Genomic DNA, 22,098 nt, shown 5'->3' with positions numbered 1-22,098 from the left:
CCATTACAATCGTAAAATATCATTAAATAGTGCAATTCCCATTATTACCATTAATAAAACAAATCCGATACGAAAAAAACGCTCTTGTGCTTTATTTGATAAGGCATTTCCTTTTATTTTCTCAAAAAATAAAAAAAGCAACTGCCCGCCATCTAACATAGGTAATGGAACAAGATTGATAACTCCTAAACTTATACTAATAAAGGCTAGAAAATATAAGTAAGGGGTAAATCCATAACTTGCTGTTTGCCCTGCGCTTTTTGCTATTGTAATTGGTCCTGATAAATGTTTTAGACCAATCACTCCTGTTACTAATTGATAAAGAGAGCGAACCGTTAACTTAGTCGTTAACATTGTTTGTTTCATCGCTTTATCGAATCCATTAAAAAAATCATATTTTTTAATTACTGCATCAGATGTCGGATAGAAACCTGCAACACCTTCCCCATTTCTATTTCTTTTTGGCTCAAGTGTAAGATCGACGTCTTTATTGTTCCTACTTACCTTCAGTTTTATAATTCCAGCTTTTTTTATAGTATCAGTAAAATCATTCCAATTTTGATAAAGGTGCTCATTATAACTGATTATTTTATCACCTACTTTTAAACCAGCTTGAGCCGCTGCTGAATCGGGTACAATTTTACTCACAATTGGATAAATTTCCAATTGTTTAGGTATAAATCCAAATGCTGCGATTGCAGATTCCTTTTCAATATCAAAAGACCAATTACTAATATTAACATCCCGACTAACTTCTTGTTGCTCAATATCAGTACGATAGGTAACATTAATATTGCTTTTACCTAAAGCAGAAATCAATGCTGCATTTACATCATTCCAAGTGTCTATTTTAGCATTATCTATCATTCTTAACTCTGCATCTGCTGGCATATTTATAGATGCAGCTGGTGTTGAAGGTATAATACTTTTTATTTTAACAGGATAATCAACCACACCCGTCAAAAAAATAACCCAATAAATAATTAATGCTAAAACAAAATTAGCAAATGGCCCTGCAAAAATAATTGCAGCCCGTTGCAAAATACTTTTTTTATCAAAAGCGCGTTTTTCTAAATTGGGGGATAATTCACTCGTTTTGCTATCGAGCATTCTAACATATCCGCCAAGTGGAATCATAGCGATAACTAATTCAGTTCCATTTGCAAATCTATGCGACCATATTTTTTTTCCAAACCCGATTGAAAAACACTCTACATGCACTTTACATAGCCGAGCAACAAAAAAATGCCCAAACTCATGAACTGTAACTAATATACTGATCGTAATAATAAATAACAACAGTGACCAAAGCAAAATCAGTAACCCTTTAGAATAAATGCAAAGATAATACAGCAAATACAGGAACTGCCGACGTTAAACTATCAATACGATCTAAAATACCACCATGTCCTGGGATAAGATTTCCACTATCTTTAATTCCTGCTTCACGCTTAAACATGCTTTCAGTCAGGTCACCTAATACCGAAGCCAAAATAGCCAATAGGGAGCTAAATAAAAATTGAGTAAAATTAATATTAAAATAACCAGTTAAGTAAGCGATCACACAAACTAAAGTTGCTAAACTGACACCACCGATAAAACCTTCTACCGTCTTTCCTGGTGAGACTTTAACAGCTAATTTCCGTTTACCAATCGCTCTTCCAGCAAAATAAGCACCTGTATCGGTTGCCCATACTAACACAAATACATAGAGCAACCAAATAGCCCCAGTATAACTATTAACACTGTAATTAATAGTTCGTAATTCAAGCATTCCTATAAAAAAAGGGACTAAGGTAAAAAAAGCAAACAACAGCTTAATTAATGATGATTTAGACCAGTATTTTGCTGAGTTAGGATAACCTACAACTAATAACAAAGCGGTTAACCACCAAATAACTGATAAGCAAATTATTAAAGCAAATAACTGACTTTTTAGTGTTGACTCAATGGGGATGAAGTAAAGCAAAACTATTGAAAAAACAATAAAAAACAAAAGAACTGTTTTCTCGGTTCTTTTTGCTAAAAAATTACGCCATTCCCATGCTGCTAATGCACAAACAGCGATGATTAAATAAGAAAATATCGATAAAGGTGCAAAAAATAGTGCAATAATAACAAGGGGAATAAGTACGATGGCAGTTAAAATACGCTGGATTAGCATGAAAGGTCCTCATTTAGAACGCCACCAAAACGCCGTTCTCTAGTGTTAAAAATATTTATCGCTTCATCAAATGATGCCTGATTAAAATCAGGCCACAATGTGTCAGTAAAATACAATTCTGCGTATGCACATTGCCATAATAAAAAATTACTAATTCGGTATTCGCCACCGGTGCGAATAACTAAATCAACTTCAGGTAAATCATTCATACAAATAATCGAGCCAAAATATTCCTCATTGATATCCTGTGGCGTTATTTTACCATCTAAAGCTTGTGAAGCTATTTTTTTAGCTGATTCAACAATATCCCAACGACCACCATAATTAGCTGCAATATTCAAGGTAAGGCCAGTATTATCTTTGGTTAAAAGCTGAGCATTAATAATAAGATTTTGAAGATTTTGATTAAATTTTGATATATCACCAATGATATTTAATCGAACATTATTTTTATTTAAATTTTTAATTTCGCGATTTAACGCATAAATAAACAGTGAAATTAAAGCAGTAACTTCATTAGCTGGACGTTTCCAATTTTCACTACTAAAAGCATATAAAGTAAGCACTTTTACATCTAATTTTGCTGCATATGTGACAATTTTACGCACCGCTTTTAAACCAGCTCGATGGCCTTTAGCGCGTAATTGATTTCTTTGCTTAGCCCATCGACCATTACCATCCATAATAATCGCCACATGGTTGGGAATATATTGTGTCATGTATAATCTCGTTATATATCTATCATATTAATGATAATTTCGATAAATCAACGGGTGCCATAAACAACTATCGTCTTACCATGTGCTGAAATTAGGTGTTGATCTTCAAGCATTTTTAAAATTCTTCCAACGGTTTCACGTGAACAGCCGACAATTTGCCCAATCTCTTGGCGGGTTATTTTTATTTGCATACCATCTGGGTGAGTCATCGCATCAGGCTGTTTAGTTAAGTTTAATAGTGTTTGTGCAATTCGGCCAGCGACATCTAAGAAAGCTAGATTACTGACTTTTTCTGATGTAACTTGTAACCGGCTTGCCATTTGACTAGCTAATCGCATTAATATATCTGGGTTAACTTGCACTAGCTGTTTAAATTTTTTATAGGATATTTCGGCCACTTCACAACTTGTTTTTGCTTTAACCCAAGCACTACGTTCTGTACCTTCTTCAAAAAGACCTAATTCACCTAAGAATTGATTTTGGTTTAAATACGACAAAATCATTTCATTACCTTCATCATCTTTAATCAATACCGCTACAGATCCTTTTAAAATATAATAGAGAGTTTCGGCTTTTTCACCTTGATGAATAAGGGTGCTTTTAGCTGGATATTTATGAATATGGCAATGAGATAAAAACCATTCCAATGTTGTATCTGATTGCTGTTTACCAATCATTATTCCTTCCTCTCTATTCAAATTACTACAGTAACACTATAACAAAGTTACAGAATAAATCATATACTCACTAAAATGATTTTAATCATTATTTAATAAATTTAATGTCTACTGTTTCATGTAATTCAGACCAAAAAATTGCAGCTGAACCATTAATTAAATGTAGTTTTACATCATTCACTTTATCTTCAAGTGATTTTTCTTGCTCACCATAATCAGTCCCTTCACGTAAAACAAAGTATTCTATTAGATTGTTTAATGTAGTTGAATCAAGAGATTGCCAAGGAATTATCATAATTATATTTGCTGAGTTAACTTACATTAATTTATTTTAACAAGTTAATTATAAGAAGTGCATACGGAATATTAAATAAAAAAACCACTCAGTTGAGTGGTTTTAATTAGTTTCATTAAATAATGATTAGTTTGCAGTAACTTTAAGTTTGAAGCCTTGAATACCTGCTTTATAGCCATCGCCATTATTTAAGCTACCGTATACTGTATTATGTTTTACACTACCAGTGCCACCTAACTTAAGCACGCTATAACCCTCTGAGCTAGCATCTGCATCTCCAGGTTGTACAGCAGTTAGAGTATCAGCAGCATTTTGAGCTGTTTCATCTGATGGAAGTGCAGCAGCATTATCACCCTCTAGACTCCATGTAAATGTGTAAGATGCTGATTGGTTTGTATCTCCTCCAGTACCAGTAGTGAAGTTAGGCGTTGTGCTAGTACTAGTTGAATCTGCTTTCAACCAAACAACAGCCGCTAGTTTATCACCATATTTTGGTATTTCAGTAGAAGATCTATCAGCAAGGTTATGCGCGAAATCTACACTACCTGAAGTAGTATATTTAAATATACCTAACATTGTAGAACCAGGATATTCAATAGGGCCTCCAGGGACATCAGGATCTTTATCACCAGGACCGTGTGGATCTGTACCTGGATCTGGAGGATTAGAACCACCAGTACCTGGAGTAGTAGTACCATCCCAAATATCACTTACCCATAACCATTGATTTTCTCTTGGAGCACCATAAGGAGTAATTTCTTCAAGTTTGAAACCGATTTTTGTAGCACCCGCCATAGAAGGAGTAATTTGGAAAGAAATATGACCTTCTTGACCATTGACTGCAAAATCTTTAGTTATATCTGTAATTTCAGTCCAAGCAGTAGCAGTGCCGATTTTAGCATAAACTGTAAGTGTATTTGCTACAGCCTTTTTAGTAGTTGAATCTTCATCTCCATCTGCATCTACTAAGTCATAAAAGATATGAATGTAATTACCAACTTTAGCTTTTTCATTACGACCAAGAGATGTTGCACCTGTTGTATCATTTGAAATACGAAGAGTCAAAGATCTTTCAGCTGGGGCGCCACTATGTGAACCTTTTGACCAAATTACTGGTGCATTACCTACTATTGAATTTTGAGTTATTGCTGGATCTAATGCATAAGCACTGCTAGCAGCATAACCTGCTAAAAACAAACTTAATGCAACTTTTTTAATTGCTAATTTTTTCATGTTTAACTTCCTATTTTCTCTAATAAATTAACATGTTATATTTATATAAATACACCGTTTTTATTGGTGTTGCCTTTTAAATCACCTTCGATAATTCGAAGATGATTAAAAACTTTTTTAATTAACTGAAACTTGTAATTTAAATCCTTGATCTCCAGCACATGCTACTGGTGATGCTGTTACCTGGTTTAGATCTAAATATGTAGGAGCTCCAGCCACAGCAGGAATACTTGTGCCTGTTGTTGCATAACTAGTCATATTAGTTCTAATAGTGTAAGGTGCATTTGGTCCCATACTTACATTAAACCAAGGGCCATTAGGACTATCAACATAACTTGGTAATGTTGTCATTGCACTTCCAGGACACGCCGGGCTATTTGAACCAACAAGTGACCAGATAACAAATGGGTTGGTAATTTCTACAGCTTCAGTATCATCGACATAAGCTTTTACGGTATATTCAGTACCTACATACCATCCAGTAATACCTGGTTCAAAATCAAGTACGTTTCCATTTTGTCTAGCAACTAAAGTGCCATCACTACGATATACTTTAATGTAGCCCGCTCTACCACCACCAAAATTAACCGTAGCTTTGTTGAAAGACTGACCATAACCATCTAATTTGATAGAAAAATCAACTGCTCCATCAAAGTTTGACGCAACGTCGATGGTATAAGTATCACCAATAGCTGTTGTGCCTGCTGCGGTAGAAGCATTTGCTGAAATGCTGTCACCCATTTTGACTTTTTCAAAAGATTTAACAATGACACAACGTTCTGAGGTAGGGCAACTTCTTACCGTACCAGAAGTACCATCAATCAAAGTGACTTTTGTACCATTACTGGTTGCTGTCCATAAATCAACTACTGAGGATTTGAATGTATTGCCTACTTTAGACATCAATGATTGGTCACTAAAACCATCATAACCATCCCCAAAGCTTCCACTTCCAGTAGGTGTTCCAGGGGTAACCAAACTAGCTAATAGCGTTACTGAAGCTGTACCATCAGCTGTATTTTGCACAGAAGTTGCTGGATCTCCTGAGCTATCAACCGCCCAAACACCTATTTTACGAATACTTAAATTAGGAAGAACTTCAAACGAAACTGAATTAGATGTTGCTGATTTTCCTTTGCTATCAGTAACCGTTACTGCTAGGCTATAAACGCCATTTGTACTAATTGGCAATCTGTTCCCATTTCGATCTACATAACTAGGTGCAACAATCTTCCAATTCTTAACATCAGCAGGAGGTGTTAACCATGAAGAGCTAGTACATACTCCCGCAGCAGAACACAAGAAACCACCACCATTATCAATATCTTGCATATTGCCTGACCAAGCTAAGCTTGATATACCTTTGGCGTTATGAACACCTATAACTAGATCATGAGTAGTACCTTCGAGTAATTGAAGAGAATCTAACCCTAAATCAACAGTCATTTTCTTTTCTTTATATTCAAGAACGATATAGTTATTACGATCAACTAAATCATATCGACTGCCTTTTAAAGAACGAGCCGCTTGAACCATATCCGGATCTAGCTGATCTTTTAACGGTGTACCAATACGATAATTCATGGTTAATTCAGCAGATGTGACTTTTTTACTATCCTGTCCGCGCTTATGTTGAGCTTTAACGGTAAATAAAGGAACCGGGGTATAATCCAATCCGACTGTGATCGCTCTTGGATCTTTTTGTAAATTATCCTTACCAAATAAAGCAACCTTATCACCATAGTATTGTTCATACATAAGTGATCCGCCTAAATGAGGATATTGAGGTAAATAGCCCTGAAAGCGAATATCAAAACCTCTAGCAGCTCGTTCTAAATAGTCATCAAAGTCTCTTGAATCTTTCCAATCAGATAATGGATGATAATAGTTAGCTGCGAACTTCATATAATCAGTCCAAGCTTCAGCACCTAGGCCTAAACGATTGTGTGAACGTTGGAAATCATGATCAAGAAAGGCGTTATATCCTAATAACCATGTATTATCAGCAACATCCCAACGTTGACCAATACCAAAGTTACCAATATGACGATTATGTTCATATTCTTGGAATGATAACTGACTAAAAATCAATGTGCTGTCAGTATCAATCAATGGGCTAAATAATTTAACATTGATATTATTGAATTCACCCTTATCGCCTAAATCGAACTGTAATTGAGCAGTACCAAAACGCCCTAAAAAATTTTGAGCAGCGCTACGAAGAGGATCGACTACTTGTGAATGAATACCATTGCGAACATAGTTTTCAGCATAATCTTTACCTTTGTTTTTCAAATGGCCAGAGATACCGCCATTATCTGCTGAAGTAATATTTTTCCAATCTTGAGTTGCAAGAGTTTGCAAGGTGGTAGCAACTTGGCTTGATAGTGCATCTTTGTCTTTTTTTACATCGTAACTATCATCAGAGCCTAGCGAAGGTAAATTTGAGTATTTATCTTTTTTATTATTATTATTTATTGCAGGTAATAAAGGAGAATTTTCAGGTAAAACTAGTCGTTCATCGACTTCAACCATATCTTTTTTATCGAAACGACCTGCATTCATAGCTCGTAATTCAGAAATTGAAATATTGCTTAATAATGCAATTTGGTACAAACTGCGTTTTTGATTATTAATCATTTCTCGAGCTTTAGTACCATTTTTTAATTCAATGATTTTATTACTATCAACCTCATTCGACGATAGCTGAGTATCAATAGCATAAGCATAATTCCAACTTAACGTAGCTATTACAAATGCTGAGATAACTCTTAATCTAAGATTCTTTCTCACCGTAGTCATTCCTTATATCTCACTAACTTTACAAATGCATCGTATTTATTTACGTTGTAAGTAAAGTTTTTATTATTTAATGTGTTGTTTTTAATATGCGATTTTAAAACTAAATATTATTCGCCTAAAAACTAAAACTTCTTTACAAAACAGCTAAGTTTAGGAGGATTTTATTACATAAATGTAATTTATAAAACTATTTTGTAACTTTTTTTGACATCTTTTTGTAAAGACGGTTTTTTGATATATTAATCAACAAGTTAATTAATTATATTTTTGTTTAAAACTTACTATTTTTATTAATTAATCAATTTTATATTACTTTTTAGTAATAGAAATCAAACAACAATATGTCAATTGTAAAGAAGAAAGGCTAATTTTGGGGATGAAAATAAGCTTGAACTGTTCACTTCAAGCTTATTTATGACTTTAGGTTATATTTTAGAAAATTAAATGACTAGTATTGACCTTCATTATAAATTTCAAGATTTTCAGATTCTGGCGTGATTGATTTGTTTTCAGCTCTGTGATGCTCTAGCGTATCAAAATAATTATCATCAATTCCTTCAGTAACATATTTTCCATCAAAAACAGAACATTCTAGATGATGAATATTAGGATTTTGCTCTTTAATACAATCAATTAAATCCGAAAGATCTTGAAATATTAATTTATCTGCTCCAATTTCTTTGGCAATTTGACCAACAGAGCGGTTATAAGCTATAAGTTCACTAGCAACTGGCATATCAATACCATAAACATTAGGATGTCTAATTTCAGGCGCTGCCGAAGCGAGATAAACTTTTTTAGCACCAACTGAACGCACCATCTCAAGTATTTTTTCCGATGTCGTTCCTCGAACAATAGAATCATCAACTAGAAGAACATTCTTACCTTCAAATTCAATACGATTAGCATTTAGCTTTCTTCTTACTGAAAGTTTTCGTTCCGCTTGACCTGGCATGATAAAAGTACGTCCAACATAACGGTTTTTAACAAATCCTTGTCGATAGGGTTTATTCAGAATTCTAGCAATTTCAAGCGCGGCATCACATGATGTTTCAGGAATAGGAATTACTACATCAATATCAATGTCTTTCCATTCTCTAGCAATTTTTTGACCTAGTTTCTGTCCCATTAATATACGGGATTGATATACTGAAACACCATTCATCAATGAGTCAGGGCGGGCAAAATAAACATATTCAAAAATACATGGATAATATTGAGGATTATTTGCACATTGTTTTGAATAAAGTTGTCCATCTTGAGTAATATAGATAGCTTCACCTGGTTCAACATCACGCATAAATTCAAAATCGAGAATATCTAAAGCAACACTTTCCGATGCAACCATATATTCTGTCTTTTGATTATCAAGCACTTTTTTACCTATCACCAAAGGACGAATACCATATGGGTCACGAAATGCGACTAATCCATGTCCAATAATCATTGCAACACATGCATAAGCACCTTTAATGATTTGATGTACCCGATTGATAGCGGTGAAAATATTTTCTGCAGTTAATGGATAGGTAGGGAATTTATCAAGTTCGCTAGCAAAAATATTAAGTAATACTTCTGAATCAGAGCTTGTATTAATGTGGCGTCTTGCTAATTCAAATACTTTATTTCTTAATTGGTCAGTATTAGTTAAATTACCATTGTGTGCAAGTGCAATACCATAAGGTGAATTGACATAAAATGGTTGCGCTTCTGAAGGACTTGAGCTGCCCGCAGTGGGATAGCGAATATGCCCTATTCCTAAATTACCTTGTAAACGCAACATATGATGTTCTTGAAATACATCTTTAACTAAACCATTTGCTTTACGTAAGCGAAAACGATTTTGCTCGTCGATAGTTACAATCCCCGCAGCATCTTGTCCTCGATGCTGCAAAACAGTTAAAGCGTCATAAATAGATTGATTAACTGTACTGCATCCTACAATACCAACAACACCACACATACAATGATTACCTCAAAGTTATTGAACTAAAAATGAAGACGACTGCTGTATAAAATCAAAAAACCAACGAATAATAAAATGAAAATGCGGAATTAGCTGCGATTGCTCCCATTCAGGAGATTGGGATAACGGTGTGAAAGTATCGACAAAAAAGAGCACTGCCGCCACAACTAAAATACCCCTTAATACACCAAAACAAATACCTAATACGCGATCTGTACCTGATAGTCCTGTTTTTTGAACCAATTGCCCAATAATATAAGAAACAATGGCACACACAATTAGTGTAGCAATAAATAAAATAGCGATAGCTACAGCAATACGAATTACATCACTATCAAAATAAGTTAAGTAACTAGTGATATGCATGTAAAAACGACTTGCTATAAAAAAAGCCAGAACCCAACTTATTAGGGATAACGCTTCTTTAACAAAACCTCTAATAATACTAATTAGTGCAGATAAAATAATCACACCAATAATCGTATAATCAACCCAATTCATCATAATAACTCACAATTTTATATTAATATTTTTATTTAATGTTTGTACTCATTAAAGAGTAAAATAATTTTTAATTTGTAACAATAACACCTTTTAATTTTGTTAAATTGTTTAGGTTACTAAGCAACTGCTCTGCTTGCTCTTTTTTTGCATAAGGACCGACCTGTAATTTTATTAATTGATTAGGTCCTGGATTACTTGGAATGATTCTAACGTCATAATTGTTAAGCCTTAATAATGCCACTAATTCCTCAATTTTTTTCTTATTTTTCAATGCGCCAAGTTGAATCATGTAGGGCTTATCTGTTTGTTCAGAAATAGATGAAGCATCGCTATTATCATTATCAGGTGATGCTAAAGGGCTAGTATATTGATCAGAATCAGGTGTATAAGATTGTTCAAATCCTGAACCACCATTAATAGTTGACTCATTTTGTGATGTAATCACTTGATTTTGTTCATTTACTACTTCTGGTTGTAAAATAGGAATTGTAGGCGTATGTAAATTAGATTTATCTGTAATGATATTAGGTGCAATTATAGCAATAGTTAGCAATAATGTAGCAAAACCAACTAGTTGATTCCTAATTTTATTTGAAGTAGTTTTCTCTTGATTAGTATCCATGATTACATTTGCCTAATTTATCTAAAACGGCAGATACAGTATAAAATGAACCACAGACGACAATAATATCATCTTCTTTTGAATCTTGCATGGCCTTTTGGTATGCATTATCAACTGATTCAAACGTAGTTATATTTTCTACTTTATTATCTTGCAAATACTGCTTTAATACCTCAGCATTACATCCACGCTCACCGTAAAGTGAAGCACAATACCATTGATCAGCATTTAATAAAGATAGAGTGCTTTTAATATCTTTATCTTTCAACATACCAATGACAAACCTAATCTTACCAATAGTAGGTTGTTTCTTTACCAATAACTTAATTTGGTTAGCTAAATAGTTAGCAGCATGAGGATTATGTGCAACATCAACAATTACAATTGGTGATGTCTGTATTGTTTGAAATCTTCCAACTAAATTTGTTTTTTTAAGACCCTCGATTATTTGATTCTGGTCAATTGAAAGCGAAGAATAAGTTAGTGCTGCTATTGCAGTAGCAGCATTAGCTAAAGGCACATTGGGAATAGGCAATTGATCATACTGTTTTAACGGTGAAATGAATTGCCATAATGAATCATCAATTTGTTGATATGTCCAATCTTTATTAACTACATAAATAGGACAATTCACCGTTTTAGAAACATCTATAATAGATGATGGTATCTCTGGCTCACCAACAATAGCAATACTATTGGGTTTAAAAATACCTGCTTTTTCTCGACCAATACTTTCTCGAGTATTGCCTAAATATTCTACATGGTCGATACCGATTGTAGTAATAATTGCTATATCAGCATCGATAATATTGGTGGCATCAAGTCTTCCACCTAAGCCTACTTCTAGAATAACTACATCCAATTGAGCCTGTTTAAATTGATATAATGCAGCTAACGTTGCATATTCAAAATAAGTTAAGGAAATATTTCCTCTCGCTTTTTCAATTTCAACAAATGCATCAACTGTGTCTTGTTCTTTTGACTCTTGATTATCTATTCTAACCCTTTCAGTAAAACGCACTAAATGAGGAGAGCTGTAAACTCCAACATGCTTATTTGCAGCAAGTAATATCATCTCAAGCGTGCGGCAAGTCGTTCCTTTGCCATTAGTCCCTGCCACCGTAAAAATATAAGGGGCTGGCTGCAAAAGATCTAGACGCTCTGCAACTGTTCTAACACGCTCAAGTCCTAAATCAATGGTCGTTGGATGTAATTGTTCCAAATAAGAAAGCCATGTTTCAAGATTAGACATGGCATCAGGAATTTCAGTTCGCATGATTAATTAAATATTCTCATCATTAACGATAGAATCAAAAGGAACTGGGAGTTTCATTAATTTAGCTAACAGACCTGCAATTTTAGGGCGCATATCACGACGATCAATAATCATATCAATTGCACCTTTTTCTAATAAGAACTCGCTACGTTGGAATCCTTCTGGCAGTGTTTCACGCACTGTTTGTTGAATTACTCGAGGCCCCGCAAAACCAATTAACGCTTTAGGTTCAGCAATATTAATATCACCTAGCATCGCTAGACTAGCAGATACACCACCCATTGTTGGATCGGTCATCACAGAAATATAGGGTAAACCTTCATCTTGCATTTTTGCTAAGATAGCACTCGTTTTTGCCATTTGCATTAATGAAAATAATGCTTCTTGCATTCGGGCACCACCACTGGTAGAAAAACAGATTAATGGGCATTTATCTTCAATTGCCTGTTCTGCGGCTCGAGTAAATAAAGCACCAACCACAGACGACATCGAACCACCAATGAAAGCAAATTCAAAGCAGGCAACAACGACTGGAATGCCCAGTAATGTGCCTTTCATTACTACCATCGCTTCTTTTTCATGTGTTTCTTTTTGAGCGGCAGTTAAACGATCTTTATATTTTTTGGTATCTTTAAACCTCAAAATATCTTTAGGAGCAAGTTCTGAACCAATCTCTACATCAGAACCTTCATCTAAAAAACGATATAAGCGAACTCGGGCAGGAATATGCATGTGATGATCGCATTTTGGGCAAACTTCTAAATTACGATCAAGTTCAGCTTGATAGATAACCTGCTCACAATTACTACATTTGGTCCAAACACCACCTGGAATATTTGCCTTTTTATGATCTGACGATATATTATTTTTACTCAGAATTTTTTCAATCCAGCTCATTATGATTCTCTCATTTGGTACTCTTTTCAATTAACGACACATTGTATAATACTTTGCAATAATTCTTAATAGTTGTTTTTATTTTTATCGCAATTAGAAGGAAAATCGATAAATTTATCGACAATTTTATAAAAATATTATTATTTCATACTTCAAAAAATTTGATTTAAAACAAAACTCAGCAAGCTTGATTGATATTTAAATTTAACATTTTTCAATAAAAGTATATTTAGTATGACCTTAAAAAATTATTGGTATATAATTAACTCAGAATCGTTTTCCATTTTTTAGAAATAAGGGGTTATAGATGGACAAGGAAAAATCAGCCGCACCATCATTTCAAGATGTACTTGAATATATTCGTTTATCACGTCGTTTAAATAAATTAAAACGTGAAATTTCAGACAACGAGAAAAAAATTCGTGATAACCAAAAACGTGTGCTATTACTTGAAAATTTAAGTGATTACATTAAACCTGATATGACTTACGAAGAACTTCAAGCTATTATTGCTAATATGAAGAGTGATTATGATGATCGTGTTGATGATTATATAATCAAGAATGCTGAAATTTCTAAAGAAAGACGTGAAATCAGCAAAAAAATGCGTAGTTACCGTTCTAATTAATGTTTTTATGAATAACAACGCCCTTTTTCTCAATAGGGCGTTATTACTTTATTTTTAATCAATTAACCGCCAGCAAATTTGACTTTAAAACCTTTATCTTCTAATAATGATTTTAATAGTTCACGTTTGTCGCCTTGAATTTCAATTTTCCCGTCTTTAACTGAACCACCGCAACCACAACGCTTTTTCAGCTCAGCTGCTAATTGCATCAACTGAGAATCCTCTAAATCGAATCCCTCAATAACACAAACTCCTTTACCTTTACGCCCTGATGTCTGGCGTGAAATACGGATAAAACCATCGCCTTTAATACGAGGTTTAGCAGCCTGCTTTGGCGTAATTCGACCATGTTCAGTTGAATAAACAATAGCGTTATCAGACATAATTATTAACTCTTTGATAAATCTAGTGTTGTTAGAATAGCATGTAATGCTTTGGTTGGGTCTTCCGCTTGAGTAATAGGACGCCCAATAACTAAATAATCTGAACCAGCAGCTTGTGCGCGTTGAGGTGTCATAATACGGCGCTGATCATCAGGTGTTGATCCTGCTGGACGAATTCCTGGAGTAACTAATTTAAAATCACTTCCTAGTCTAGTTCTAAAACTTTGTACTTCTTTAGCAGAACATACAACTCCATCGAGTCCGCAATTCTTTGCCAGTAATGCCAGCTTTGTTGCTTGCTCTAATGGTGAAACGTTAATACCTATTTCTTTAAGATCAGAAGACTCCATACTCGTTAATACAGTCACTGCGATTAACATTGGTGCATCCTTACCGTATGAATAAAGCGCATCTTTTGCTGCTTCCATCATACGAGCGCCACCACTAGCGTGAACATTTGTCATCCAAACACCTAAATCGGCAGCTGCAGCTACTGCTTTAGCAACAGTGTTAGGAATATCATGGAATTTAAGATCCAAAAAGATATCAAATCCTTTTTGTTTTATTTGCCTAATAAAGTCAGGACCTGCATGAGTAAATAATTCTTTGCCTATTTTAAGACGACAATCTTTTGGATCAACTTGGTCTATAAAGTTCCATGCTGACTTAGTATCTGAAAAATCAACAGCAACAATGATTGGAGATGACATAACTTATTTGTTCCTTTTTAATTATATATTCTATCTTTTCTTCTTAATGAACTCATTAAAACCTTTATAGAAAATTTTAGCACTTTCTTTGTAGCCTTGTAAGGTTTGATGTACTAAATCTGGTCGAGTCAGTCCACGTTTTTGCCAAACTTTAACTGAACCAGCACCTCCCATAGCTGCTTGCCAATTCCAATATAGCGTCCTTTCAGATTTAGCTACTTGCTTTTGAATACTCATAATTGCTAAAAATGATTTAGGGATACTATTTTCATTTACCATTGTATCTGGAGGTGTCATCAATAAAATGGCTGCATTAGGTAATGCTCTACGAATTTGGCGAATATTATTCACTAAGTTTTTGCGGTAATCATTAACATCTAAAGTTTCATCAAAACTTTCATTTGTTCCGTATTCAAAAATAACTAAATCACTTTTTGAAGCAGATAATTCTTTCAACCAACTTGAACCCCATTTTTGCCATATGCTCTGTTTAGCGCCATTAGTTGCAATTGAAGATACAATAACCCCTGATTTTTTTGAGCGATTTAACCAAATTCCTCCAATTTCAACATCGCGGTTTCCTTTAATCGTAAAAGGGTTTTTAGTCACAAATGACACCGTTTGCCAAACTCTACTTTTGGGTAAATAACTTATATTTATTTTTTTACCGTCAGCATCATAAATACTCAATAAATTAGGGGTATTCTTCAATGCTTTGAAGGTTAATTTTACTTGCCAATTTTTGTTATCTAAACTTTTTGGTATTATTTGTATAGTGGCTGAATCGTTAGTCGCTTTTGCAATAAATCCACCCATTGGAAAATCTACGTCACTTACTGTACGGCTACTTATTACACGCCAATCTTTTACTTTCCAACCAACTGCTGTATGATTTTGACCTTTAATGGCAATAGGTGTAATCCAACCAATTCCGGCATCACCGTATTTTTGTTGCATTAATGTTCGAAATTCACCAGTAAAAAAATCTGCTGCTGAATGCGAATCTCCAAATTGTGTAATATTAACGACTTGATTGCCATTTTTATTTCTAGCTAATGAATTTAACCGTTGAGCTAATTGTTTTGCATTTGGGTCACCAAAGTCAACAACAGTCGATTGTGCATCAGTTTTACTTTCTGCTACACTGCATCCTACTGAAACAGTGATAGTCACTATAGTAATAATATACTTTAAAAGTTTAATCACTATCGTCATCCTCAAATTGTTTAAAAATGATTTTATCCATAATTGCTTTAGCTAAAATTTTTTGGCCTATAGGTGTAAAATGGATTCCATCATCAACTCTAACTTTTATTTTATCTTTATTCGATTCAATAAAACTATTAAATGTTTCATAAGTACAACCTAATAATTGATTGGTTGTTAAAAAGTGTTGTTGTCTCTTTTCTACTTCAGACTGATACAGCGTATTTAAATAAACCATTCCTAAATTTAGTTGCGGCTTGCGCATACAAGGAGCAGCAAGCCAAAGCACTTGAACATTATGTTCACTAGCACTATTTAAAATTGTGGCGATACGTAAACGGTATTGTTCTTCCCACAACTCGGATTTAAATTTAACGTATTTAGCATAACCTTTTACAGGAAAGTCCCAAGGATCATTAGGTCCTAAAAAAACAACAAGTAACTTGATAGAAGGATCGGCAATTAAATTATCATTGATTGTTTTTGGCCAATTGAAAGCCTTTGGATAAGCGAGCCCAGTACTTTGTTTGCTTAGATTTACACTTTCTATTTTATATTGTTTAAATAACATTTTTTTAACATATGGTGCAACGCCTTGCATCAAAGAGTCGCCAACAAACAATACTTTGTCATTTTGAGTTAATACAATCGGTAACGGCTCATGAATTAATGGAATATTTTGAATTTTAGGTGCTTCATCTTTAGCTTCGGTATCTATCTGTTCAGTTACTGGCGTTCCATCAAACCTAGTTTTGCTTAATTTAGTATTTTCTTGCTTAATTGATATTGGTTGAACATGAATTTTTTGCCTTTTTTTATCTTTTTTAATATTAATCATTTCGGATGGTGAAATAACTAACACATTTTTTACTGGTTGGTTTAAATGTGACTCATCATCAATGGAGCTAATGACATTATTTTGATCAATAACTACATCTTTCGAATATTCTTCTACTCGACCATCAGAATCGTCTAGATCCATTTTTTGGGTCATACTTCCTGAATTAAATAGATCATGATGATACGTTTGTTGCCAATAAATTAATACCGATTTGTGATAAATTGCTATTAATGCTATTGCGGTAATCAATAGCATAATAAAAACATATTTAGGTGAAAGTGATTCTTTTTGAGTTATTGCAGCTTCTGATACTTTAGTCTTAGCATTATGCTCTCTTGATTGCTCATGTAAGCCATTTTCGAACAAATCAATTTGTTGCCTATTTTTTTGAGGCCTATTTCTTCGTCTATTTTTTGATAATGTTTTTTTATATTTCATTTTTATTGTTCTTCATAATCAAAAATTAGCATAAATAAAATTTGGCACTCCAGATGGTGCAAAATAGATAGTTAGCCATAATATAAATATAAAAATGATAGGCAAATAAATCCGATTTATTTTGCTAAGTTGTAAAGCGCACCAATCAGGAATATTTTTAAATAATGGGTATAACAAAAATATGACACATATACTTAGAAATACCTCAATATAATGTGACTCAATTAAAAAGTTATGGCCTAGAGCCGTTAAATAATCTAATGCGTCAGGTAAGCTTGCACAATAAAAAAATAACCAAGTAAAACAGATATAATGCCAAGTAATTAATCTAGCAATAATTGGGGAACGTTGAGTAATCCAACCTCTTCCCATATAACAATCTAATATATTAAGAACAATAATCCCCAAACCATGACATCCTCCCCAAATAACAAAATTAATCCCAGCTCCATGCCATAAACCTGACAATAACATAGCTGACATAACATTAATTTGAGTGCGAATAAAACCACGACGATTGCCACCAAGAGGGATATAAATATAATCGCGGATCCAATGAGATAAACTAATATGCCAACGTTCCCAAAATTCGCGGACATTACAGGCTAAATAAGGAAAGTTAAAATTGATAGGAAGTCGAAAACCTAATAATAAAGCAATACCTGTAACAAGGTCGGTATAACCAGAAAAATTCAGGTAAATTTGTATAGCATAACCGTATAAGCCTACCAATAAATCAAGAGTACTGTATTCTAATGGATTTGAAAAAATCGGAGTTATCCAGTTTTCGCTAATTAATCCACCTAAACAATAAACTTTTATCACGGCCAGAATAATTAACGTAAATGCCCGAAAGGGTTCTAAAATCTCTCTAGGTTGACTCACCACAATTTGTGGAATAAATGTTTTTGCTCGATTAATTGGCCCCGCAATTATACAAGGAAAAAAGGATAAAAATAAGGCAAAATCCGAGAATTTAGCAACAGGTAATTCTTTCTTTTTTATCGAAACTAAATAGCTTACCGAGTGGAACGTATAAAAGGAGATGCCTATTGGTATAAAAATGGTTATTGCTGGCAATAATATAGATAAATTTAGATAGTTAAGCAATGACTGTAATTCATATCGAAAAAAATCAAAATATTTGAACAATGCTAAATTGATTATTGCGACACTTAATCCTAAAACCAGCCATCTTTTTGCGTGTTTTTTAGACGTTGCAATCATTATTGAAAAGAAATATATCACGCTAGTGTAGCTAAAAAGGATAACAGCAAATTGAACACTATAACTAGCAACAATAAGGTAACTTGAAATCAAAAGTAAATTATTTTGGAATTTTGGTAATAATCTAAAAGACCAATATAAAGCAAAGAGAACTACAAAAATTAGACCAAATTCAATTGATAAATAACTCACTGCAATCCTTTCATATGTAAATCTACTATTGACCTAAAATTTTATTATTCTATAAAGTCTATTTCTGATACCCAATTAATTGTGATTGAGCAAGAACATTATAGACAATCAACTCTTTATTTAACCCATTTATCGATAACAATAAGTTTCTTGCTTGTAACCACAGTTGATAAAGTGAAGTAATTTCATCATTACTTTTTGTGGCAAGTAGTCTAACTAAGGGAACTTGATCACGATTCACAATATATCGACCAGCCTTCTGTTTCGCTTTTAATGCATCACCTAGCAAGGCACAAAACCAAGTGATTCGCTCCAAAAAGTCCTCATAATTAAATGTTTTTGCTAATTGCCAAAAATTGTTTTGGGGTAAGACATGTAACAAGTTTTCACAGAATAATTTTCGCTGTTGCCATTTTTCGGGTTGCAATAAAATAGCCGCATTAAGTGGCGCATTTTCACTCAATAATAAAGCTGTAGCAAGTTCATTATCACTATACAGATTATCGTGTTGTTTTTTTAGCCAACTAACAGATTCTTCTAATTTTGGTATTGATAAAAAATAACAAAAACAACGGCTATGAATTGTAGGTAAAAATTGACTATTATGGTTATCACTTAAAATAATATAGGTATTTTCTGGAGGTTCTTCTAACGTTTTAAGCAATGCATTTGCAGCGGCTTCTGTCATAAAAGCAGCATGTCTAATCCAGATGACCTTATTACCTCCCTGTTGGGATTTTTCATAGATTTTTGTAGAAATATTCCGTATTTGATCAATACCAATCGATTGTTTTCCCTGTTCATTTGTTATTTGGTAATAATCAGGATGATGTTGAGATAAAAATAACTGACAACTATGACATTTACCGCATGGTTCCAACTGTTTTGAAGATTGACAGAGTAATCGATTAGCTATTAAGTTGATTAATTCTTCTTCACCACTACCTTGAATATAATTGATTAACAAAGCATGATGAGCGCGATGATTAACAATCGTTTCTGCTAACTGTTCAAAAGGTAATTTAAGCCATGGATATTCGTTGAAAATCATAAAATCGAAACCTAATTTGTTAACCATGAATTTAATGTTGTTTCAATTTGAGCTGTCACTTCTGTAATTGATTTTGATGCATCAATAGTAATGATAGTGTTATCATTTTCAGCTAACTCTAAATAACGCTGACGAATTCGCTCAAAAAAAGGCAGTGATTGTTGTTCAATACGATCAAGTTGCCCTCGAGATCTTGCCCTCATCAATCCAAGTTCTGGAGAAATATCTAAATACAACGTTAAGTCTGGTTTAAAATTACCTAAAACCTGAGAGTGTAGTGTTTCGATAAAAACTCTGTCTAACTCTCGTCCGCCACCTTGATAAGCTTGAGTAGATAAATCATGTCGATCACCAATGACCCATTTCCCCATTTTCAGTGCAGGCTTAATCACGTTATCGACTAATTGAATACGCGCAGCATATAACATAAGTAATTCAGCTTTATCAGTTAATGGCTCATTATCTAAACCATTTTTAATAATATTACGCAATGCTTCAGCAATCGGTGTACCACCCGGTTCACGAGTAAATTGCAGATCGCAAATATGATGTTGATTCAAAACACGCGCAACAGTATTTATGGCAGTCGTTTTACCGGCGCCTTCCAAACCTTCGATGACAATAAATTTGCCTGTCATACTTATTTCCTAAACTAATTAAGCTGATGAACGAGTAAACATTGCGCTATTGTACGCTATTTTTACCAATTATTTTAGTTCGTATCGTAAATACCTTGTTAATACTTATCAAATATGAGTACTTTTTAATATACCGACATAGTAAAACTATCCTGTTTAATTATTAGCGATTCGTCTATAAGATCAAAATAAAAATAGTTTGAAGTTGTTCATTAATAGGAAAATCATTGAGTATATGAACTTTGTATTTATTACCTTCTAGAAAAGAGATATCGATTGATATTTTTCACTCACTTATCATTTGTTTAGTAAACAATTCATAGTATTATGAATTAGTATTTAACACTGTGTTGCTAGAGAAAATAAAGTTTTTAGATTATAAAATCATTAGGCGGATTTCCAACCATACCTGAACAAGAATATAAAACAAAATTAATCTGGAATGCCAAAGAATGAAAAAAATACTCCTACTATTAGTCGCATTTATGTCAATAGTAACATTAACCAGTTGCAACAAAACACCTTTAGAAAAGGTTTTAAAAGATGTAAAAAACAATCATCCTAAAACCATAACCTTATCTGATTATACCAATTTTAAATGGGATGAAGTTTGGATAATCAGTGGCAGTATTAGTGGACGGTATATCATATTAATGCGAGAACATAATATTGATGTCAAAAAAGTAGAAAAACCTAAAAGGAAATATGGAAAATATCAAGAGCTTTCTAAGACTGTAGTGTATGTATATAATAAAAAAGTTGTCTATTACGAATTTCCTCCGGATAACAGGGATAGGGAGTTTTCTCTTTTAGGTTTTGTAGAACCATATGCACTTTTAGATTTTAACTTAGAAAGAGGACAGATAATGGTTGTTTCCAGTAATAATTCTGAGTTTGAAGTAAAAGATAAAACATTAATCCCCATTAAGCCAATTAAGATCTATGAAAATATGGATAAAAAACTGAAATAAACTGCTAACAAATTGTTTTAAACAATTTAGAGGTTAAACAAGAAGACATAGTCTGGTTTATGGCCATACCTAAAGCAAAAAAATATTAAGAAATTAGAAATGAATAAAATAATAATACTATTAGTGATAACATTCATATCAATAGTAACATTAACCAGTTGCAACAGTGAAAGACCTTTAGAAAAAGCATTAAAAGATATAGAAGAAAATCACCCTCAAACCATAAAACTCTCTGATTATACCAATTTTAAATGGGATGAAGTTTGGTTAATCAGTGGCAGTATTAGTGGACTTTATATTACATTAATGCAGGAACAAAATATTGATGTCAAAAAAGTAGAATTTTCTGATGAGAATCCTGACTTTGGAATAGCTCAACATCTTTCTAATACAGTTGTATACGTATATAATAAAAAAGTTGTCTATTACGAATTTCCTCCGGATAACAGGGATAGGGAGTTTTCTCTTTTAGGTTTTGTAGAACCATATGCACTTTTAGATTTTAACTTAGAAAGAGGACAGATAATGGTTGTTTCCAGTAATAATTCTGAGTTTGAAGTAAAAGATAAAACATTAATCCCCATTAAGCCAATTAAGATCTATGAAAATATGGATAAAAAACTGAAATAAACTGCTAACAAATTGTTTTAAACAATTT

22 protein-coding genes are annotated in these 22,098 nt (G+C 33.3%); 3 read left to right on the top strand and 19 right to left on the bottom strand.

Annotated features, from left to right (window positions below; all coding sequences use genetic code 11):
* Positions 1 to 3 precede the first annotated feature (3 nt).
* From rseP to accD, 12 genes are all read right to left on the bottom strand, one after another.
* Positions 4 to 1,314, bottom strand: coding sequence for an RIP metalloprotease RseP (rseP, locus tag A9G07_RS08105; protein ID WP_176713958.1), 1,311 nt, complete (start codon positions 1,312 to 1,314; stop codon positions 4 to 6).
* Positions 1,315 to 1,327: 13 nt separating this feature from the next.
* A complete protein-coding gene (locus A9G07_RS08100; RefSeq protein WP_065734760.1) occupies positions 1,328 to 2,164 on the bottom strand; it encodes a phosphatidate cytidylyltransferase in 837 nt (278 codons plus the stop codon).
* Positions 2,158 to 2,883: an isoprenyl transferase gene (locus A9G07_RS08095; RefSeq protein WP_065734759.1), complete on the bottom strand. Its 726-nt coding sequence runs from the start codon at positions 2,881 to 2,883 to the stop codon at positions 2,158 to 2,160. The genes A9G07_RS08100 and A9G07_RS08095 overlap by 7 nt, the downstream gene beginning before the upstream one ends.
* A gap of 47 nt (positions 2,884 to 2,930) precedes the next feature.
* The gene (crp, locus tag A9G07_RS08090; RefSeq protein ID WP_034903327.1) at positions 2,931 to 3,563 is read right to left on the bottom strand and encodes a cAMP-activated global transcriptional regulator CRP; all 633 of its coding nucleotides are present in this window, start codon (positions 3,561 to 3,563) and stop codon (positions 2,931 to 2,933) included.
* Positions 3,564 to 3,648: 85 nt separating this feature from the next.
* Entirely contained in the window at positions 3,649 to 3,855 is a 207-nt protein-coding gene (locus A9G07_RS08085; protein WP_065734758.1) for a YheU family protein, read from the bottom strand.
* Positions 3,856 to 3,981: 126 nt separating this feature from the next.
* Complete coding sequence (locus A9G07_RS08080; RefSeq protein ID WP_065734757.1) at positions 3,982 to 5,088, bottom strand: hypothetical protein; 1,107 nt, start codon at positions 5,086 to 5,088, stop codon at positions 3,982 to 3,984.
* A gap of 117 nt (positions 5,089 to 5,205) precedes the next feature.
* Positions 5,206 to 7,881 carry an inverse autotransporter beta domain-containing protein gene (locus A9G07_RS08075; protein WP_065734756.1) on the bottom strand — a complete coding sequence of 892 codons (2,676 nt, stop codon included), beginning with the start codon at positions 7,879 to 7,881 and terminating at the stop codon, positions 5,206 to 5,208.
* 457 nt (positions 7,882 to 8,338) lie between these two features.
* Positions 8,339 to 9,853, bottom strand: coding sequence for an amidophosphoribosyltransferase (purF, locus tag A9G07_RS08070; RefSeq protein WP_065734755.1), 1,515 nt, complete (start codon positions 9,851 to 9,853; stop codon positions 8,339 to 8,341).
* An 18-nt stretch (positions 9,854 to 9,871) separates the two neighbouring features.
* Positions 9,872 to 10,357 (bottom strand): CvpA family protein, encoded by a 486-nt coding sequence (locus A9G07_RS08065; protein ID WP_065562475.1) that lies wholly within the window; start codon positions 10,355 to 10,357, stop codon positions 9,872 to 9,874.
* A 70-nt stretch (positions 10,358 to 10,427) separates the two neighbouring features.
* Positions 10,428 to 10,982: an SPOR domain-containing protein gene (locus A9G07_RS08060; RefSeq protein WP_065734754.1), complete on the bottom strand. Its 555-nt coding sequence runs from the start codon at positions 10,980 to 10,982 to the stop codon at positions 10,428 to 10,430.
* Positions 10,972 to 12,261 (bottom strand): bifunctional tetrahydrofolate synthase/dihydrofolate synthase, encoded by a 1,290-nt coding sequence (folC, locus tag A9G07_RS08055; RefSeq protein ID WP_442903364.1) that lies wholly within the window; start codon positions 12,259 to 12,261, stop codon positions 10,972 to 10,974. Before folC ends, A9G07_RS08060 begins: the two co-directional genes overlap by 11 nt.
* Before the next feature lie 3 nt (positions 12,262 to 12,264).
* A complete protein-coding gene (gene accD, locus A9G07_RS08050; protein WP_065734752.1) occupies positions 12,265 to 13,155 on the bottom strand; it encodes an acetyl-CoA carboxylase, carboxyltransferase subunit beta in 891 nt (296 codons plus the stop codon).
* A gap of 307 nt (positions 13,156 to 13,462) precedes the next feature.
* Here accD and tmaR point away from each other — a divergent pair, with 307 nt between their 5' ends.
* Positions 13,463 to 13,783 carry a PTS system regulator TmaR gene (gene tmaR / locus A9G07_RS08045; protein WP_065562399.1) on the top strand — a complete coding sequence of 107 codons (321 nt, stop codon included), beginning with the start codon at positions 13,463 to 13,465 and terminating at the stop codon, positions 13,781 to 13,783.
* Between the two features lie 62 nt (positions 13,784 to 13,845).
* Here tmaR and yciH read toward each other — a convergent pair whose 3' ends face one another.
* Genes yciH through tmk form a run of 7 tightly spaced genes read right to left on the bottom strand, consistent with a single transcriptional unit; the run spans position 13,846 to position 20,469 of the window.
* Positions 13,846 to 14,166, bottom strand: coding sequence for a stress response translation initiation inhibitor YciH (gene yciH, locus A9G07_RS08040; RefSeq protein ID WP_065562400.1), 321 nt, complete (start codon positions 14,164 to 14,166; stop codon positions 13,846 to 13,848).
* Positions 14,167 to 14,171: 5 nt separating this feature from the next.
* Positions 14,172 to 14,876, bottom strand: coding sequence for an orotidine-5'-phosphate decarboxylase (pyrF, locus tag A9G07_RS08035; protein ID WP_065734751.1), 705 nt, complete (start codon positions 14,874 to 14,876; stop codon positions 14,172 to 14,174).
* Between the two features lie 30 nt (positions 14,877 to 14,906).
* Positions 14,907 to 16,082 (bottom strand): hypothetical protein, encoded by a 1,176-nt coding sequence (locus A9G07_RS08030; RefSeq protein WP_065734750.1) that lies wholly within the window; start codon positions 16,080 to 16,082, stop codon positions 14,907 to 14,909.
* Positions 16,075 to 17,361: an SGNH/GDSL hydrolase family protein gene (locus tag A9G07_RS08025; RefSeq protein ID WP_065734749.1), complete on the bottom strand. Its 1,287-nt coding sequence runs from the start codon at positions 17,359 to 17,361 to the stop codon at positions 16,075 to 16,077. Before A9G07_RS08025 ends, A9G07_RS08030 begins: the two co-directional genes overlap by 8 nt.
* An 18-nt stretch (positions 17,362 to 17,379) precedes the next feature.
* Positions 17,380 to 18,780 (bottom strand): MBOAT family O-acyltransferase, encoded by a 1,401-nt coding sequence (locus tag A9G07_RS08020; RefSeq protein ID WP_065734748.1) that lies wholly within the window; start codon positions 18,778 to 18,780, stop codon positions 17,380 to 17,382.
* A gap of 58 nt (positions 18,781 to 18,838) precedes the next feature.
* Complete coding sequence (holB, locus tag A9G07_RS08015) at positions 18,839 to 19,831, bottom strand: DNA polymerase III subunit delta' (protein WP_065734826.1); 993 nt, start codon at positions 19,829 to 19,831, stop codon at positions 18,839 to 18,841.
* Between the two features lie 11 nt (positions 19,832 to 19,842).
* Positions 19,843 to 20,469 carry a dTMP kinase gene (gene tmk, locus A9G07_RS08010; RefSeq protein ID WP_065562405.1) on the bottom strand — a complete coding sequence of 209 codons (627 nt, stop codon included), beginning with the start codon at positions 20,467 to 20,469 and terminating at the stop codon, positions 19,843 to 19,845.
* 485 nt (positions 20,470 to 20,954) lie between these two features.
* Here tmk and A9G07_RS08005 point away from each other — a divergent pair, with 485 nt between their 5' ends.
* Both A9G07_RS08005 and A9G07_RS08000 read left to right on the top strand, forming a co-directional pair.
* On the top strand, positions 20,955 to 21,440 hold the full coding sequence (locus tag A9G07_RS08005; RefSeq protein WP_218060044.1) for a hypothetical protein: 486 nt from the start codon (positions 20,955 to 20,957) through the stop codon (positions 21,438 to 21,440).
* A 99-nt stretch (positions 21,441 to 21,539) separates the two neighbouring features.
* On the top strand, positions 21,540 to 22,070 hold the full coding sequence (locus tag A9G07_RS08000) for a hypothetical protein (RefSeq protein ID WP_065734746.1): 531 nt from the start codon (positions 21,540 to 21,542) through the stop codon (positions 22,068 to 22,070).
* Positions 22,071 to 22,098: the final 28 nt, after the last annotated feature.

Source organism: Gilliamella sp. wkB72, assembly GCF_001693745.1.
GTDB classification, from domain to species: Bacteria; Pseudomonadota; Gammaproteobacteria; order Enterobacterales; family Orbaceae; genus Gilliamella; species Gilliamella apicola_E.
The sequence above is the reverse complement of the archived record's forward strand: the minus strand, read 5'-3'. Positions and strand labels throughout refer to the sequence as shown.